Source organism: Shewanella goraebulensis (assembly GCF_030252245.1).
Lineage (GTDB): Bacteria > Pseudomonadota > Gammaproteobacteria > Enterobacterales > Shewanellaceae > Shewanella > Shewanella goraebulensis.
Map to the genome: position 1 here is coordinate 1081270 of NZ_CP126972.1, position 16877 is coordinate 1098146.

Sequence of the window (16877 nt, forward strand, 5' to 3'; positions counted from 1 at the left end):
TATACATTACCTAAGTCAAATGTACCAAAACAGCTGATTTACTTCTTGATCTTTATCATTGAAGCGCTCAATATTTAATCAGAGATGCAGCGGTTAGGAGGCGTGTATGACAGTAGAGCAGTTCATTATCGCGTTATGCTTAATTCTGCTTAGCGGTAAGGTTTTAGGAAGTATATTTGAGCGACTTCAATTACCTGCTGTCGTCGGTGAAATTTTAGCGGGTTTACTGCTTGGACCGACATTGTTGAATGTGGTTACCCCAGATGCCACATTGGCTGTTGTTGCTGAACTCGGCGTTATTTTATTACTGTTTTCAATTGGCTGTGAAACCTCAATTAAGCGTTTATCTCAAGCGGGAGGGCGCGCTGCGCTCGTTGCTGTTTTGGGGATCGTTATTCCTATTATTATGATTGGAATAAGTAGCGCCTATTACCTGACTGATTCATATTTTACCGCACTGTATTTGGGCTGCGCGTTAACCGCAACTAGTATTGGCATATCGCTTAGGGTTTTAGCTCAAACTCAACAATCGCAAACTCCATTGGGTAATGTGATTTTAGGCGCAGCTGTTATTGATGATATTGCCGGCGTCATTTTACTAAGTCTGTTGTTTAACTTCGCAAGTTTTGGGGAGTTTGATCTAGTCAGTTCATTAATACTGACCGCCAACGTGCTGCTTTTTTTGATTTTAACACCACCAGTGACGCGTGGTTTATTGTATCTGGCTCGTGCGCTTAAACCCTTGGCCGACAAATCAGGATATGAAGTGATCATTACCATGGTGTTGATTTGTCTATTTTCGTGGTTAGCACATTGGTTTGGCGCGCCTGCGCTATTGGGTGGTTTTGCTGTGGGTTTAGCATTAAGTCGGCAATTTACTTCGCCATTGAATCGCTATTTAGTGAACCCTTTTTCCTTTACTCACAAAATGGAAATATCGACAAAAACCATGGTCGATGTGTTTGCGCCGATATTTTTTGTATATGTGGGCATTCGGTTAGATTTAAGTCAGCTAGATTATAGCTCTGGCGGGATCATGTTGTTGGTTTGGTTGTCGCTACTGGCTATTTTAAGTAAGTTGCTTGCAGGTTGGTTTGGCGGAAAAACTTGGCAAGCTAAAGCGGTGGTAGGCAGCGCCATGATCCCAAGAGGTGAAGTGGGTTTAGTGTTTGCAGAACTTGGTTATCAAATGGGAATTATTGATAGCAAGTTATTTACTGAATTAGTGGTGATTATTGCGATAACCACCTTAGTTGGTCCGATGATGCTCAAGTGGAGTATTAAGCAACAGCTCAGGGTATTGAGCCAAGTTAAGCCTAATTAAAGCCCCCAGTTTAAGCCTAATACAGTGTGTTTGATGGAGTTTATTACAGGTTTTTTTAAGTTTTTACATCAGCTGTAAACAAACTCTGCCGACTGTAGCTCACATTTAAAAACAACATGACTTTTATTCATGTTGGATAGCTGTAAAATCCGCGCCTTGTTTAATCACTTATCTAATTCATCATGATCGACTTGGCTTTACTCCCTGTTTATTTAACCACTGTGGTCGCTTTATTGTTGATCCCTGGGCCTGACATGCTGCTGATTGCCAGCTCAAGTCTGAGTTATGGCCGAAAAGTTGGCGTATATGCAAGCTTTGGTAATGCGACTTCAGGGTTAATTTTAACCTTATTTGCGGCAATGGGGGTATCAGCATTAGTGGCGATGAACCCAATAGCGTTAGAAGTATTAAGAGTTCTGGGCGGCGCTTACTTATTAAAGATGGGCTGGGACTGCATGCGCAGCAGTGCAGCGGATGCACCTGAAATTGAGCTGCAAAATAACTTAGCCAAGTTACTTTATCGCCGTGCGGTTTTTAGTAATCTACTTAATCCAAAAGCGCTGATCTTCTTTGTGCTGTTTTTACCTCAGTTTGTGTCTACTCAGCTTACAGCCAGCTCTGGCGAACAAATGCTAGCACTGGGATTATTGCTTAATGTGATGGGGCTGTTGTTCAACTTACTGCTGGTGGCACTCGTTGGCAGCTTAGGTAAGCCTTTACTTAAAAATGAAAAGTTTCGCACTTACCAAAACAAGTTTATGGGGTTAATATTTTTCGCGCTAGCGATTTGGCTGTTGGCTTCACAAGTGCAAAGCCTTAGCTAAACGATTTGGCTTTTCAAACTAGCGCAATAAATGTTATCTATTGCGCTAGTTTGGGATAGCTAGATAAGCCATAAATATAATTAGTGCATCAATTTAGTTGCACTTAATGCATGCTTTTAGAAAAGAGCTTTAGGTGAATAGGTGATATTAAATGAGAAAATCTCTCCTTCAAATTTAGCTTGTGCACTATATTCCTTCATGTAATTGAAAGATAAATTCCAATGTGGATCTAACCAATAAGCAACTTGTACCCCAAGGCCGTGAACTTCAGATTTAGTGCCGAGACGGGTTCCCATTTTTTGATTGAAATTTGATATTTCATTGCTTAAATCATCTTCTTGTACCTGCCACTGACTATAGCCTTTTAGTCCCACTTCTAATTGCTGAGTTAAATACTGACTGTAGCCGTATTCTATAGTTAGGTGATCGCCAGCCGTTACGCCTGTTGAATCAGACTCACCGTGAAACTCGTAGGTTGCCGACAGCATAAATGCCCCAGCTTGCTCCATGACATAATAATAGCCAGATAACTGCACTTGAGTTGTCACCATATCGAGGCTTAAGCCATCTTCACCCGTGGGTAAATAAAAACCTAAGCCTAAGTTAATATCGTAATTAGGGTTAAGCCAACCGAGCCATAGTGGCTGAACATAAGTGTCTCCAACACCGTAGGTTTCTTCGCCAGCTACGCTGCTTGCTGCAACTGATGGATTGATGTAAAAGCTATATCGAGCCCCTAGTACATTCTTGTCGGTTACCCACATAAAAAGTGGAGCAATAGCGGCCACTTCATAATCGGTATTTAGGCCGATACTGTCACCATTTTTATTTTTTAAGTCATTACTATCGTAATGAATATTGTATTGTTCATAGATGAAGCCTGCCTGATCTGGCATGGTCATATCTCTGATATTGGCGGCACCAGGGGTGTAGTGTCCAGCCCCAATCAAACCATCTGCATGAGCTGTTGTTATAGCAGTTAAATTTACCAGTAACCCAATGAATACTTGTGTCGATTTGCGCATTTTCTAAATCCTAACGTTAACAAAGATGCCTCCAATGTATTGGAATCACAGCCAGCTTTGTCACGCTGGAACATTTATATCTAAATAGTGATTTTTACTATGTGTTTATTCCTTTTCTCCGTTGCTCACTATCAAGTTAGTTAAATTAGCCCTGTCATTCAGTCGCGGTTGTTAGCAATGGTTTTATATCGCTGAAGTCTCTGCGCAATGACATGTTCGGTTCATTAGGATGCTGATTTAGCAGAGCGTGAACCTTTAATTTAACTGCAATAGAACTTATTAAGGCGACACTGATGGAACCCATAGTGATAAGCGGCTTCATGTCTTTTACTTTGGCTATTTTCCTTTTATTCATTGGGAAGTGGTCTCTTTCAAATAGCGAGGTACTGCGTAATTTCAGCATACCGGAACCAGTTATAGGTGGCTTTTTGTGTGCGCTAGTCGTCGCAGGGATCTACTTTGGGTTTAACTCAAAAGTCACTTTTGATGTGGTCGCCATTAGAGATATTTTGTTGCTGTATTTTTTTGCTGCTATGGGGTTAAACGCAGATGTTAGATCCCTAATCAAAGGTGGAAAGCCACTGATGATTTTAGTGGGGTTAGCAACGGTTTATATCTTAATTCAAAACGGTATTGGTATGAGCGTTGCGAGTGCTTTTGGGATGGATCCCGTTGCAGGTCTTATGTCTGGGTCAGTTTCATTGATTGGCGGGGTCGGCACGACTTTGGCGTGGGGGCCAACCTTTGTTGATAAGTTGGGCGTGAGTAATGCTGTTGAAATTGGTGTTGCCAGTAACACAATTGGGTTGATTTTTGCCTGTGTGATTGGGGGGCCAATTGCTAAATATCTGATGAAAGTGCATCAAGTAAAAGGCAATAAAGAAACGCTACTCGATGTTGGTCAGTCTTATTCGAAATCTACGGAATATATAGACAGCTATAGCCTACTGTTTTCTTGGATGCGTTTGAATCTTGCATTAATGCTAGGTCATGGTGTTGATGCCATTATTGGTATGACAGGGGTTGAGTTGCCACTGTTTGTGTCATGTTTAGTTGCAGGCATCATCATGGGAAATCGATTCCATAAAATCCTGCCTAAACAGAAGGTTGAAGGCAGTGATAGGAGTCTTTCACTGATTTCTGATATTTGTTTAGGGCTATTTATTGTTATGGCTCTAATGGACTTAAAAATTTGGGAATTACAGGGATTAGTTAAGTATTTATCTGTTGTGATGACACTACAAATTATTATGTCGATTTTGTTCTCTGTGTTCGTGGTATATCGCCTCATGGGGCGAAATTATGAAGCGACCGTTATTTGTGCTGGTTTTAGCGGTATCACTTTAGGTTCAACTGCAACAGCTATTGCCAATATGACCGCGGTAACTAAGCAGCATGGGGCAGCTCATAACGCTTTCATTGTCGTGCCTTTGGTGTGTGGCTTTTTTGTCGACATTATCAACGCCTTTGTTATTAACCATCTTATTGCTTTGTAAGCTCGTATTTAGGTACTTGCTTGTCAAGCACAAGTGAGACCTCTCTTTTAGTTAATGCCTCTTGCGAATCGCTGGGGCTAACATTCTCCTTGTAAGGTTTCATTATGTATATGTTAAACGGTATATCTACACTAAAAAAACGCTCTCTTTTAACCCTGATTGTTTTACTTAGCTCTACGAGTGCTTGTAGCAATCTCACTGCGATGGATGCGCAGGAAAAGCAAAGTATGATAGATGATATTAATCATGTTTCAGTCGTCACCATTGATAAATTTTCTGAGAAAAATCCGAATTTCAAGGACATGCTTGATGCGTCTCGAGGATATATGGTGGCAGATATCTCTACTACTAAAGTCCCCTTGGTCGGCAAGGCTAAGGGCGTTGGTGCGATTTACGACAATCAAGACGATAGTGTCACTTATGTGAATTTACATCGCGATGATATTGGCATTGGTATTGGTCATGCTGAATATCAAATAGTGTCAGTGTTTGAAAATGAAGAGAGCTTAGAAGTATTCCGTAAAGGGCTAAGTAGCTCAAAAGTCTCAGCTGATTGGAATTTCACTGAAGGGTCTTTGTCATCTTATGACGTGAATGTAAAAGGGCAAAGCGTGCCAACTTATACGCTCAAAGATGGCAACCAGTTATCATTAGCGGCAAGCTTTGTAGATATAGAGAAAAACCTGGCATTAACCGATACTGGTATTTCAAATACCACTGTTTCGATGAAAGGTCGCTCAAAAGATAAGGTGACTCCTGTAAAACATTGGGATAGAGCGTTACCATTTTTTGGGCAACAAGTGATTGAACTAGGTCATGATTTGCCTTTACCCATCGGCGTTAGTTTTATATACGCTAGCACTAATCAAAATATGGAACTGTATGATCTCAGAGTCAAAAATAAAGAAGGAGACTATGTCCCAATCGACTTCGTTGCATTTGAAAATAATAATAATGAGTCTATAACGCCACAAATAAAGTTTGATGCTTGGGTATTTCCCTTTATGAATGTGTTTGTCTCTATTGGGCGTATTGAAGGCGAAGCCAATGTTAATTTTGGCTTTGATAAAAATGCCCTGACGAATCAACTCGGCATCGATTGTACTTTAGCCAGAGGAAAGGAAAAGCGCTTTTGTGAAAGCCCGCAGTTAGTTGATGGTGTTGTTGATGTTGTGGCTAAAATGGAAGGAAAAAGCTATACCGTCGGCACCGTGTTAGCTGGGGGCTGGGATAATTACTTTTTCTCATTACCTATCTCATTTACAGCGGTAGATATGGATGACCGAAATATTGATGGCCATGTGTTTACCGCTTCTCCACGAATAGGCAGAGTGTTTCCATTTCAAGGTGGTAGCAGTTTAGCTGTTTATGTTGGCGCCAGCTATATGAGTAATGAAGTGCGTATTGAAGGATCACAAGATGTTGGAGATACTGGCTATGCAATTGAATATGATATTTGGCAACGAACTGAGGATAACTGGGAGCCGTTAGTGGGTGCTAATTATAATTTCAATCAAAAATGGTCTGCATTTTTTGAGTTTACAGGTTCACATGATGGCAGACAGCAATTTACGGGTGGATTAACAAGACGCTTCTAAGATTGATTATCAGCTATAAACGAGGTCATAAAGACCTCGTTTGGCTTAGGTTCATTTAACTCACTTTTAGACTTACTTTTCTCTTATCCTTTTTTATTCTGCAACTCTCGGCAACTTGCATCACCACTTCAGCGATGTTCTCAAAATCAATTTCTTATAAATAGTCTTCTATATTTTGAAGGTATTGCTTTGGCGTGACTTCATGGACCTTTTTAAATGCTTTACTGAAACTTTGAGGGTTATTAAAACCAAGTTCTGCTGCAATGATGTCTTCAGATTCGCCATTGACTAACATTTCAGGTGCGAGATGATAGAACAATTGATACTTGGTGATCTCTGAAAAACTTAGGTTTTCTCGCTGTAATCGTCGTTGTAATGTGAGTGGCGAGATCATCAAAATATCAGCTACAAATTCAAGTTTAGGGTAGCCAAAAGCCCTAGCATAATTTATCAATTCATATACGCAACGCGGAAGGTCTGACTCTTCAGGTAGATCAATGCTGTCCAGAGAAAATGTTTGCCCAGAATCTGAGGGTAATAAAGCGCGGTTAATTGGAATGCATTGTTTTAAGTGTTCACTTGGGAACCTCACCATCGTTAATTTTGCGTTCCAAATAACCGGGCAACCGAATATCTTTTCTATCTCGCCGTGAGCGCCTAACCGAGAGCCTGGCAAGTGGACTTCAGAGGGAGTGTAATTTTTTCCGAGGTACCATTTGAGTAAGTGAATAAATACCCAAGCGCCGACAATACCGTCTAATAGTCGTTCAGATTGGATAGATAATTGAGTATTGTATGTCCAACATGTTAACTCTTTTTCTATGCCTGTTCGGACTTTACAACCCGATTGAATATTCTGAGCAAGGGCATTAAAGCGCCTGATGGCAGTAAATAAAACAGGGGTTGAATATACGATACTACGAAAGGGACCAAAGTTTTCTAATTGTATTAATGAGCCACCTTTGGCAACAAACAGTTCGTCATTAATAGACTCTTCAAGTACACCAAAATACCGTGTCATTTCGTTTAATGGCATGGGCCGCATTGGATCATTAAACAGGCTTTTGGGTAAATTAACTTTATTGATGCAGTTACCGTAATAATCGTCCATGGCTTTTAGAAACAGCCAAAAAATGCCTGTTCTTCCAAATGAAATGGGTTTCTCATTAGCCATAATGAATCCTTATTAATGTGCTATGAAAATACTACGCTTTTATGAGTGGCAATTGAAGTAGCCATTTTACTGGTGAGGTTGATTTCGTTAATTTTTTAAGATTGATAGCCAGTGGATAGGGAGCCTGTTAACGGGCAGCATTTATTGGCGTTACTTAGTGATGCAAGATTCAAATGCTCGATCTTATGGTGGATAAATGACGGCAGTAAACTATGGTGAAATGAACTAAGGCGAAACCAACTAAGGTGAAATGAACAGAGGTAAATGAGCTTAGGTGAAATGTAGGGGGCGCTAATGTTGTGACTAAATATGCCCCCAAATAAAGTTAGTTTAATGCAATATAACTTTTATTAATCATGCAGTTGCGCATTACTGTTACGTAGGCTTGTTCATTGGCTGCTTCGCGCTCCTTTTCCTGTTTTCGACCAGAAAGGCGACCTCCTACTACCCCTGCAGCAGCGCCAATTTTAGCCCCATCAGAGCCAGAACCACCACTGATAGCGCCAACAGCAGCTCCTGCCGCCGCTCCTTTAGCTGCGCCCTTAAGGCCAGAACCTTTTTTATCTTCAGTCGCTTTTTTTGAGCTATTTGCTACTTGCTGGCACTGAGTTAAGTCCGTTTGTGTTTGGGAGGTTGCTATATCCGAATAACTAAAGATGAGCCCACTTCTTTGATCTGACAAAGAGCCTTGATTCGCACTCACAGAAAAAGAAAGCGCGATACAGCTAATTAAAAGTATCTTGTGCATTTATTTACCTTATTTTATGTGTTCTATTTTCATTAAGCTAAGCGGTGTTGTATTTTGCTTTCGCTGTGACAATTTGACTGCTCACTTTCTTCAGCAATACAGTTCAACATTGATTCATCGGTGGTTGTTATCGTGCCGTCTTCTATTTGTTTGAGTACCTCTCGCAAGTAATCATCATGTGCATGCTCCACTAGTTGTTTATAAATACTGACAATGTTTTCAATGATGACGAGCCGCTGCATACGATTTAACTGTAAACTTGAAACCGCGATAAGGCCTGAACGAGTATGTAGGTTCAGTTCCTGCTTCAATAAGTTAAAATCGTCTATTACGCCTTTGGGTAAGCCATAGGTGGACTCTAGATCCGTAGTGACTTCAATGACTTTTTCTAAACGGCTATTAAAGCTGCCGTTACTGCATAGAATATGAAGAGCACTTTTAAATACTTCTCGCGCTTCGGGGTATTGCATCATATCGCGCCTCTTAAATGTTAAGTGGAATGTTGGTTAAAGGTGGTTGCCAGTGACGTCAATGGTTAAGGAGTCAAACTCTGGCGGTCTATCAACCCACAGGGCATCTTGTGACATCTTTTCAAAGCCATACTGAAACAGTTTTTGCATATGTTCTGGATTGAATTGTTCTTTGGTTTCATTAACTTCTTTGAAATCGTTATCGATATGAGCGAAATTAAATTCTATGTTGGCCTGATTAGCTTGGTTGTAGATCCTCATCACATCACTGCGGCCTTGATATTTAATAATGGTATTAAGTGATCGAGAGGAAATGGCCACCAATGAAGGTGTGACTTCCTGCCAGCTGGGCGAGAACTCGCCATTTCTGATCACATATAGCTGACGCTTTTTAGCTAAAACTCCTTTTTCTAAAGAGCTTGCTGAAACGGTATCTGGTAGTAAAAAGACTTGTCTTGCTACGCCGCCATCGACGTGAAGCTCTTGGTAGCTTGTATCGCCATGTTCTACTTCTATTTGTACTGCAGGCATGGCTCCGGGTATCGCAGTGGAAGCGAGGATAATATCTTCAAAAAGCTTCTCTGAAGCCGCTGTATTTTGTGCTGCTATGGCGCCCATATTCCAAACTGATAGACGTTGGCTCTCAAGGTGAGTTGTCCCTATCAGTAATAAGCGGCCATGACGGTAACCTTCAGCGACAACACTCAAAAGCTCCGTATCAATAGTGTCACGTACTAGCTTTTCATATGGGCTAACATTGAGCATCGACATACTACGAAAAGCGGCGAGAAAGTCTTTGGCTTTAAATAGATCGTCATCACTAGAGTTAGTATAGAAATCAACAATATGGTAATCATACTCAGTACCTAGGAATGCAAAAACGGCAAGAATAGCTCCTGTACTGACACCGGTGACTAAATCAAATTCTGGACGTGTACCTTTTTCTGTCCAAGCAGATAAAATACCTGCTCCAAACGCGCCATTTGCGCCTCCGCCCGACAAGGCTAAGATTTCTAAAGAATCACTATGTGTTTTACGAGACATATAGTTATCAATAAAGGTTTCTAAGAACTCATAGCTGACGCGGGTATCGTTACCCCATGTGCGCGTATTGTCGACGCCAATTGGTTTGACTTGCATGGCCAATGATTTAGGCACACCGTGATGTTCAGGCACTGTGCTACAGCCTGCCAATGTGACCAAAAAGCCAAGGCTAAGTAATATTTTATTCATTTGAATGCCTAATAGTTTTGCATGAGACGATGAGGTTGCAGCAAAGTCAGGAATAGATGCAGCCCCTTAAAGCCATAAGCAGAATAGAGGCAAACATGGAACTGAAGTTGCTGAACACAAGTCGCTAACTGCTATTGTTTAATCAGCAGCGATTGATTAAGCGAAAGCTTATCGTGAGAAATGTTTAGGGCTGAAAATTGGACAATTCATATCACACATAATTGAGTTTTTGATAGCTTATATCCACAACGCAATTGTTATATGGAAATGAAAAAGGCGGTTGTTATGTTCTGGATAAGTGCTAAAAACCATTTGGCAAGGGCGATATTTAGCGACAGCAGTTTTCTGTTTTAAATAAGAGAGCCAGCTTGAGTGATAGGGTTCACCCAAGTTATTTGGCTCATTCTTTTATTGTGTTATTCAATACTTTATTAACTCAGCACAGCACTTTGAGAGAGGTTGGCTTGCGCCTCGCTATTGTTAGAAATGTATTTCATTAGGTAATCAGCATCCTTGTATACACCGCCAAGGGTGGCAGACCCTCGGGTGTATAACCATGGTAAGCCGATGAAATATAAGCCTTCAACATCATTGCTGACGCCGCGATAATTACTGGGGTAATTCATTTCATCAAATGAGATACCATCAATCCAAAAAAAGTTAGGCTTAAAACCCGTAGCCCAGATAATGTTTTTAATCGTGCTGATGCTGCCTTTTTGAAACGTTATAGTATCTTTCTCAGCAGATAAGGTTCGCCCCATGTGGATGACATTATCTTTAGCGAGTAAGGATTTAACGTCAGTGCCAATAACGGGTTGAACCCCATTACTTAGCCATTTGCCAATGCGGCTATAGCGGTTAACGGATAAGAAGCCTATTTTAGTAAACCACCACCATAGTGTTTTACCCAAAAAGGTTTGTGGTATTGCTTTAATTTGATCGGTACCTGAAAAGTATGCTGTGCGGCCTGTATCGGCAATTTCAGATAAAATCTGCACCCCAGAATCACCAGCACCTACGACCAAGCAGTCACCATCTTGAAGCTGCTCTGCATTTTTATAATTTTCGCTATGCAGTTGAGTAACACCTTCGGCGATATCGACATGACAAGCTGGAGTATACGGGGTATGAAATGGCCCTGTGGCAATAATCACTTGTTTTGCCTGAAACTGACTTGTGGCAGTTTTGATATCAAAAACACCATTAACTTTGGTGACAGAGGTGACTTTTTGGTTGAACTCAATCGGGATATTGAAGGTGTCTACGTAGCTTTTAAGGTAATCAGCGACTTGATATTTATTCGGGTAAAAACCTTTTGGAAATGGGAATTTCATGCCGGGCAAATGGTTATATTCTGTGGGGGTAAATAGGGTTAACGAATCCCAGCGTTTTAACCAAGGGGCACCAATACAATCATTAGCATCGAGAATCAGATAATCTTTATTTTGTTGGCTTAAATTGTAAGCCATAGATAGCCCAGATTGGCCAGCGCCAATGATGATGAAGTCTTTGATGGTGTTCAACTGCGTATTTCTCGTTATTATTTTTGCGCGCTATTGTAGCAGAGCCTGTCGTAGCATTGCTCCATGCCGTAAAAGAATGTTTGAAAGGAGTGTAAACTTTTATCTGGAGCATTGATTTGGTTGAGTTTAACTAGCAGTACTGAAACCACGGTGATAGCTAAAGCTATTAAACCGTGGTTTCTGGTTGTTTACTTAATATATCGAAATAGTAGGTGTTATTTTCCTGGTAGGTATTTGAATCTTGCCATTTGTTCACCGTGTATTTCTATTATCTTATCGACTTGCTCTTTTGTTAATTCTTTCTGCCATTGGTGTTTCATGCCACTTCTAAAAAATGAATTGGCATTCTCATGTTTTTCAACGAATCCATTTTTCACTTCTTGTGCTTTAAGTTTGACAAATGAAGAGTTCATAATGGCGTTTTTCAATCGTTTAGGATCTTTTTTCAAGCCTAAAAATGATTCTACTTTTCGAAGGACTTTCTTTGGATTATCTAAGATATCTTCGTAACGGAGTACGAGCCTAGAATCTTCAGGATTTTGAGTCCAACTTGATACATGCATAGACCAAGAAGTAATAACTTGGGGCACATTCGCTTCTTCGTTAGGGGTACCAGTCAACTCTTCTGCCATATAAGCTATGGCTTCATCGATGGTATAGTCAAAATATTTGGCCATTGATACAGTTACATCTAACGGATTTCTCACAATGTAAATGGCACCTGAAGTCACTAAAGAGTTGTGCAATGGATGACCATTAAATTCACCTAAATAATTATGTGTTTTTACAAAGGTGGTTCCATTAGCTTGCATGGCAATATCAGATTGTACTGAAGGTCTTATAGCGCAAATTTCTTCTAGAGATAAGTCTGTTGTTTTTCTGCCATCTCTGATTTTATGCTGAAATCTATGAGAGGCAGACTCAGCTGTTGAAATAGTGTGCATTGTATTAATGTCTATAGGGTTTTCAGAGTTTTGAATATAGTTTTCGATAAAAGCTCTTACCCACGTGTTACCAGATTTTGGATAAGAGGCGACCCAAAGAATATTACCCATTTTTTAGTCCTTTATTTTTATTTGTTATGCGGACTCGAACGTCCTTGCCGTTAATGAGTAAAACTACCTATTCTATTGATTAATGGCAAGTGTGTGCGTATCGCTAATTTCAAACTCATTTAATCTAAGAAGAACTTTTACTGAGGCGAATACTGTTGAGTGTTATCAGAAGGTGCATCTCTTGAAAGCAAACTGCAGCCTTTTTAACTTTGGGTGGAAAGCTAATTCCTGGTTAAAAAACGGGCATCTTTGCTTACGATAATAAATCAAAGCAGAAAGATTCTATATCAATTATTGTATCTACTAAAAATGCCTGCCAGAGGGGAGCTGGCAGGCATGAATACACTAAAAAAAACTAATCAGAGTTAACGTTATTGAAACGTTAGCTGCCAATTATTAATGGTGCCAGTGTCGCGTCTTGCACTGTCCACAGCTTTTAGTGTCCAGTCGCCTGCAGACTCAACGCCCGTCATATCAACAGTGTAGGTTTTAACAATATCGTTAGCACTGCCACCACTATTGTCATGTAATACCGCCACTTGGCCTGTTGGGCTATATAGCTCGACTTTTAAGTCACCAATGTAAGTATGGCTAATATTGACACTGACAGTGACTTCACCAGAGTCGCCTGTGCGAGCCGCTGATAAAGTACTGCTAACACCTACGCTACTGTTATCTGGGATGTTGTAGCTAGTGTTATTGGTGTAAGTTGCTGCTCCACCAGTACCACCACCTGAACCGCCTCCAGAAGCTTCAGTATAATTAGCCACTAAGCTCACACCGCTAAATGCACTGTAACCACGAACCATCACGTGGTATATGCCTGTTTGCACCGTTGTGATTGGACATGACTCTACATTTCCGCCTTTCCAAGGACGGCAATCGTAACTGCTGGTTGTTGGTGCTGCACCATATTGAACGTATAAGTCAGCATCACCACTGCCACCACTCATGCTAAAGCTTAAATCTGTTGCACCTGCAGGCACATCGATAGTGTAAAACAGTTCATCACCTGTTCCGCCGCTCAGATTAGATTTAGCAACGCCATTTACAAGCTCGTCATCGCCAACTCCCGTGCCAGGATCGGTAGGGCCAGTACATGAAGCATCTAGATAGGCTTTTGCAGCTTCTGCATCAACTAAACCATAACCAGTTTGGTTATCACGACCTGCGATAGACAGGTCTTCAGCAGTGGCATTAAGCGCTGCTCGAATCTCTGCTGCACTACATTGCGGGTGATGACTCCAAACTAACGTGGCAACACCTGAAACATGTGGCGTCGCCATTGATGTACCGTTGTAGTATTCATAATCTTCATTATCGGTATTCGTCACGGTGACAGAGGCGCCAACTTGATTGCGTAAAGCTAGGCCAGTTGCGCGATCAACAGATACAGATACAATCGGCGCTTCGTTATTACTGTCTACCAAAAACGGGTTTTGTAGTCCAGGTAATGCAGTATTACTGTAAACAATAGATGCACTAGCACCTGCTGATTCACAGGCTTTAACGGCATCGATATCTGGGTAGCTGCTACCTTGGTTACCGACACGTTCAACTAAACAAATTTTATTACTCATATTGCCACAATTAAAGCTACTGCCAGTGACCGAACATTCAGCTAATTCGCCAGTTGCAGTGCCGATAAACGGTGTGCTGACATGAGACGATCCTGATAAAACATAACGGTTATGAGGCACAATACCGCTGTCAAAATAAGACTGACCATTGATGTTAATATCCGCTAAGCGTCCTTCGCCTCGTGTCACTGTTGATAAAATTGCTTCACCAGGGCCTGAGATTTCAACTTGGGCTGTGTATTGTGAAAACGCAGCGTGATCTTTGTTGCTATCAACCGCAGCAACCGACATTACAGAGTCGTAAGATGCAGGGTAACTCAAGGTGTCATTACCATCATTACCAGCTGCGGCAATGAGCAATACGCCGTTATTTTCATGGGCGGCTAGGGCGTTTCGTTCAGTATTACTAGAGCCCGTTCCCCCTAAACTCATGGTAACGACATCGGCATTGTTATTGACACAAGTATCTACCGCAGCAACAAGGTCTGAAGAGTAACCCCAGCCTGATGCATTAAACACTTTAATCACGTGAATATTGGCATTTTGATTTGGCATCACACCCACAACACCTTCGTTGTTAGCGATTGCGGCAATGGTACCAGCAACGTGAGTACCATGGGCGTTGTTAGCGCCTGGCTCATACCAATTATTAGTGCCTGAGTTATTGGTTCCAGTGACGTTATTGGCATTAAGATCGTTATGGCCTAAATCGTAACCTGAATCGATAATACAAATGGTGCGATTGCCAGCTTGACTGTCACTGATTGCTGTTGCGCCCACATAGGTTTGACCCCATGGTGTGGTTTCTGACAGTAATCGACGTTGAACATCCTCTTCAACGTAATCAACATCAGCTCGGTATCTCAGTGCTTGTAAGTTTTTATTATCGAGTTTGACACTGTAGCTATTGCTACGGCCGATACGTTTCATTTCTTTAGCCGAAACGCTGTTCATTGCACGAAAATGCGAGAACACTTCGTTACTTCTCGGCTCGTACTGAGCATCGTCAATGGCATCAGAAGCGGCAGAGGTAGAAAATCCAGCTGCTGCAGCATTAGCGTTTTTAAACTTAACGATATAGCGCTTAGGTAGAGGACTATGCTGGTTGAATTGAGGTGAATTACTATTCACATTTTGTGTGAAAACAGGTGCCGCATTGAGACTGGCAGAGATCGAAAGCGCAAGAACTGAGAGTCCTAGCACTGTTGTTGCTTTGTTTTTAGTCATAACTATCTTCCATGTTATTCAGAGTAAAAAATTGTTTATTATTATTTTTGCAGCGTAAAACTCTATTTGAGCAAGCTGCGGCGATCAATGTATCTCCAGTTGTTACAATTGTAAAATTTATGTGAATAATTGTTGACGGTTAAGTAAGCTGTTTTTGTTACTGTGCGCTATTGAATAAATATTCACTATATTCTGGTGTTGATTGTTCTCTAAAGCGAAGTGTGTGATTTTATATTCAGTGATATGCGGTATTTATAGTGAGGGGGTTACTAGAACAATGAGTAGAGAGCTAAACAAGAAGCATGATTAAGTAGCTGATTTAAAGTAATAAAAAAAATATTAAAAATTTTGTTAATTTACATTAGGGAACCGTAATATAGCTTTTATTAGTGCTTCAGCACTGACTTAGCACTAAATGGCAGTCATTGAAGCGGAAGTTTACTGTCAGATGACGCTAAAGGCTGTCTAATATCAAACAAGGTTTTTTTAATATCAAACGAGTTAAGTTGGTGGAAATATTATCTTTAGGTATGGCATAGGTATGGGTTAGATATGGCATAGGTATGGGTTAGGTATGGGTTAGATATGGCATAGGTATGGATTAGATATGGCATAGGTATGGGTTAGATATAGTAGGGATATGTGAGTTTCGCTTTTCCTGTGTTGATAGCCCTGTGCTGATAGCCCTTTGCTGATAGTCCTGAACAGATTCTCTTATATCGGCTATTTTCATTGATATTTAGTGCAGGGGAATTAGCTGAAGTGCCTAATAACTAACATTCTCAAACCAATAAAAAACACGGCACTAGTGAGCTCTAGTTGGCCGTGTTCTATAGTTCGCAAATATTTGGTCACAGGTTATTTAAACGCAGCAATCTCTTTTTTGACAGCATCTACAACAGCATGTGGGCTGCTGATGTATTTTGAATGGTCGATAAAAATAGCGTTATCGCCAACAGTCATTACCATAGCTGGGAAGTTAGCTGTACCAATCATTTGTTGGATTTCAGCAATTCCTTCAAGGACATATTCCGCGTCCATACTCAGCTCATCTCTGAAAATTTTATTTGATGGCGATAGCTTAAATTGCTCCACAATATCCATGAAATCATGCTTGGTATTTAATGGATTGCCTTCAATAAAGTGCGCTCTTTGTAGGGCATTTAGCACTGGTAACTGTTTGTCAGCTTGTTTGCTTTGCATCCAGCCCATTAAGTTAGCGGTTTTTATTGAGCTTTTGGGACTATTAGCATAGCGAATATAATCTCGACCAAACTTAAGCCCACTGGCTCTTGCAGCAGCTTCCATTTGCTCTTCACCCGCGCTGTCTTTACCCGCATAGTGAGCTGCATGTAGCAAATGAGGCTTCATTTCTGGGAAAGCTTCTTGTAAAGCATTCACTATGGGAGTGGCCGCATAGCTCCAAGGGCAATGTGAGTCGTAGATAAAATAAAGCTCGGTGGTCATGAGTTGATTCTTGATTGAGTATCGATAAACCGATCCTAAATAGTTTGCCGGTAATATTCAATGTTTGTCAGCTGTATTCGTGCCCTTTGCAACCGTTAACCCTGTCTTAACCCCTCAATCGTTATGCTTTAGC

13 protein-coding genes are annotated in these 16877 nt (G+C 40.9%); 4 read left to right on the forward strand and 9 right to left on the reverse strand.

Annotation, left to right across the window (positions count from 1 at the left end):
- The first annotated feature begins 106 nt into the window (after positions 1-106).
- Positions 107-1324, forward strand: coding sequence for a cation:proton antiporter (locus tag QPX86_RS04455; RefSeq protein WP_285164435.1), 1218 nt, complete (start codon positions 107-109; stop codon positions 1322-1324).
- Positions 1325-1506: 182 nt separating this feature from the next.
- The gene (locus QPX86_RS04460) at positions 1507-2148 is read left to right on the forward strand and encodes a LysE family translocator (protein ID WP_285164438.1); all 642 of its coding nucleotides are present in this window, start codon (positions 1507-1509) and stop codon (positions 2146-2148) included.
- A gap of 116 nt (positions 2149-2264) precedes the next feature.
- Here the strand turns inward: QPX86_RS04460 and QPX86_RS04465 are convergent, their stop codons facing one another.
- A complete protein-coding gene (locus tag QPX86_RS04465) occupies positions 2265-3173 on the reverse strand; it encodes a SphA family protein (RefSeq protein WP_220755073.1) in 909 nt (302 codons plus the stop codon).
- A 293-nt stretch (positions 3174-3466) separates the two neighbouring features.
- Between QPX86_RS04465 and gltS the strand changes: the two genes are divergently transcribed.
- Both gltS and QPX86_RS04475 read left to right on the forward strand, forming a co-directional pair.
- The gene (gene gltS / locus QPX86_RS04470; RefSeq protein WP_220755074.1) at positions 3467-4669 is read left to right on the forward strand and encodes a sodium/glutamate symporter; all 1203 of its coding nucleotides are present in this window, start codon (positions 3467-3469) and stop codon (positions 4667-4669) included.
- A 104-nt stretch (positions 4670-4773) separates the two neighbouring features.
- Complete coding sequence (locus QPX86_RS04475) at positions 4774-6267, forward strand: porin family protein (RefSeq protein WP_285164444.1); 1494 nt, start codon at positions 4774-4776, stop codon at positions 6265-6267.
- Between the two features lie 154 nt (positions 6268-6421).
- Here the strand turns inward: QPX86_RS04475 and QPX86_RS04480 are convergent, their stop codons facing one another.
- The 8 genes from QPX86_RS04480 to QPX86_RS04515 all read right to left on the reverse strand — a co-directional run bounded on the left by QPX86_RS04480 (position 6422) and on the right by QPX86_RS04515 (position 16744).
- Positions 6422-7441 (reverse strand): AraC family transcriptional regulator, encoded by a 1020-nt coding sequence (locus tag QPX86_RS04480; RefSeq protein ID WP_192022142.1) that lies wholly within the window; start codon positions 7439-7441, stop codon positions 6422-6424.
- A 325-nt stretch (positions 7442-7766) separates the two neighbouring features.
- Positions 7767-8189 (reverse strand): glycine zipper domain-containing protein, encoded by a 423-nt coding sequence (locus QPX86_RS04485; RefSeq protein ID WP_220755076.1) that lies wholly within the window; start codon positions 8187-8189, stop codon positions 7767-7769.
- Between the two features lie 32 nt (positions 8190-8221).
- Complete coding sequence (locus QPX86_RS04490; RefSeq protein WP_192022144.1) at positions 8222-8662, reverse strand: hypothetical protein; 441 nt, start codon at positions 8660-8662, stop codon at positions 8222-8224.
- A gap of 33 nt (positions 8663-8695) precedes the next feature.
- On the reverse strand, positions 8696-9892 hold the full coding sequence (locus tag QPX86_RS04495) for a patatin-like phospholipase family protein (protein ID WP_285164449.1): 1197 nt from the start codon (positions 9890-9892) through the stop codon (positions 8696-8698).
- Positions 9893-10323: 431 nt separating this feature from the next.
- The gene (locus QPX86_RS04500; protein ID WP_285164451.1) at positions 10324-11415 is read right to left on the reverse strand and encodes a flavin-containing monooxygenase; all 1092 of its coding nucleotides are present in this window, start codon (positions 11413-11415) and stop codon (positions 10324-10326) included.
- Positions 11416-11630: 215 nt separating this feature from the next.
- Entirely contained in the window at positions 11631-12470 is an 840-nt protein-coding gene (locus QPX86_RS04505) for a sulfotransferase domain-containing protein (RefSeq protein ID WP_285164453.1), read from the reverse strand.
- A 371-nt stretch (positions 12471-12841) separates the two neighbouring features.
- The gene (locus QPX86_RS04510; protein ID WP_220755078.1) at positions 12842-15277 is read right to left on the reverse strand and encodes a S8 family serine peptidase; all 2436 of its coding nucleotides are present in this window, start codon (positions 15275-15277) and stop codon (positions 12842-12844) included.
- A gap of 858 nt (positions 15278-16135) precedes the next feature.
- Complete coding sequence (locus QPX86_RS04515) at positions 16136-16744, reverse strand: protein-disulfide isomerase (RefSeq protein WP_220755079.1); 609 nt, start codon at positions 16742-16744, stop codon at positions 16136-16138.
- Positions 16745-16877 lie beyond the last annotated feature (133 nt).

Bases quoted from the DNA above. Each gene is read 5' to 3' on its own strand.
- QPX86_RS04455 (WP_285164435.1), top strand. From the start codon at position 107: ATGACAGTAGAGCAGTTCATTATCGCGTTATGCTTAATTCTGCTTAGC.
- QPX86_RS04460 (WP_285164438.1), top strand. From the start codon at position 1,507: ATGATCGACTTGGCTTTACTCCCTGTTTATTTAACCACTGTGGTCGCT.
- QPX86_RS04465 (WP_220755073.1), bottom strand. From the start codon at position 3,173: ATGCGCAAATCGACACAAGTATTCATTGGGTTACTGGTAAATTTAACT.
- gltS (WP_220755074.1), top strand. From the start codon at position 3,467: ATGGAACCCATAGTGATAAGCGGCTTCATGTCTTTTACTTTGGCTATT.
- QPX86_RS04475 (WP_285164444.1), top strand. From the start codon at position 4,774: ATGTATATGTTAAACGGTATATCTACACTAAAAAAACGCTCTCTTTTA.
- QPX86_RS04480 (WP_192022142.1), bottom strand. From the start codon at position 7,441: ATGGCTAATGAGAAACCCATTTCATTTGGAAGAACAGGCATTTTTTGG.
- QPX86_RS04485 (WP_220755076.1), bottom strand. From the start codon at position 8,189: ATGCACAAGATACTTTTAATTAGCTGTATCGCGCTTTCTTTTTCTGTG.
- QPX86_RS04490 (WP_192022144.1), bottom strand. From the start codon at position 8,662: ATGATGCAATACCCCGAAGCGCGAGAAGTATTTAAAAGTGCTCTTCAT.
- QPX86_RS04495 (WP_285164449.1), bottom strand. From the start codon at position 9,892: ATGAATAAAATATTACTTAGCCTTGGCTTTTTGGTCACATTGGCAGGC.
- QPX86_RS04505 (WP_285164453.1), bottom strand. From the start codon at position 12,470: ATGGGTAATATTCTTTGGGTCGCCTCTTATCCAAAATCTGGTAACACG.
- QPX86_RS04510 (WP_220755078.1), bottom strand. From the start codon at position 15,277: ATGACTAAAAACAAAGCAACAACAGTGCTAGGACTCTCAGTTCTTGCG.
- QPX86_RS04515 (WP_220755079.1), bottom strand. From the start codon at position 16,744: ATGACCACCGAGCTTTATTTTATCTACGACTCACATTGCCCTTGGAGC.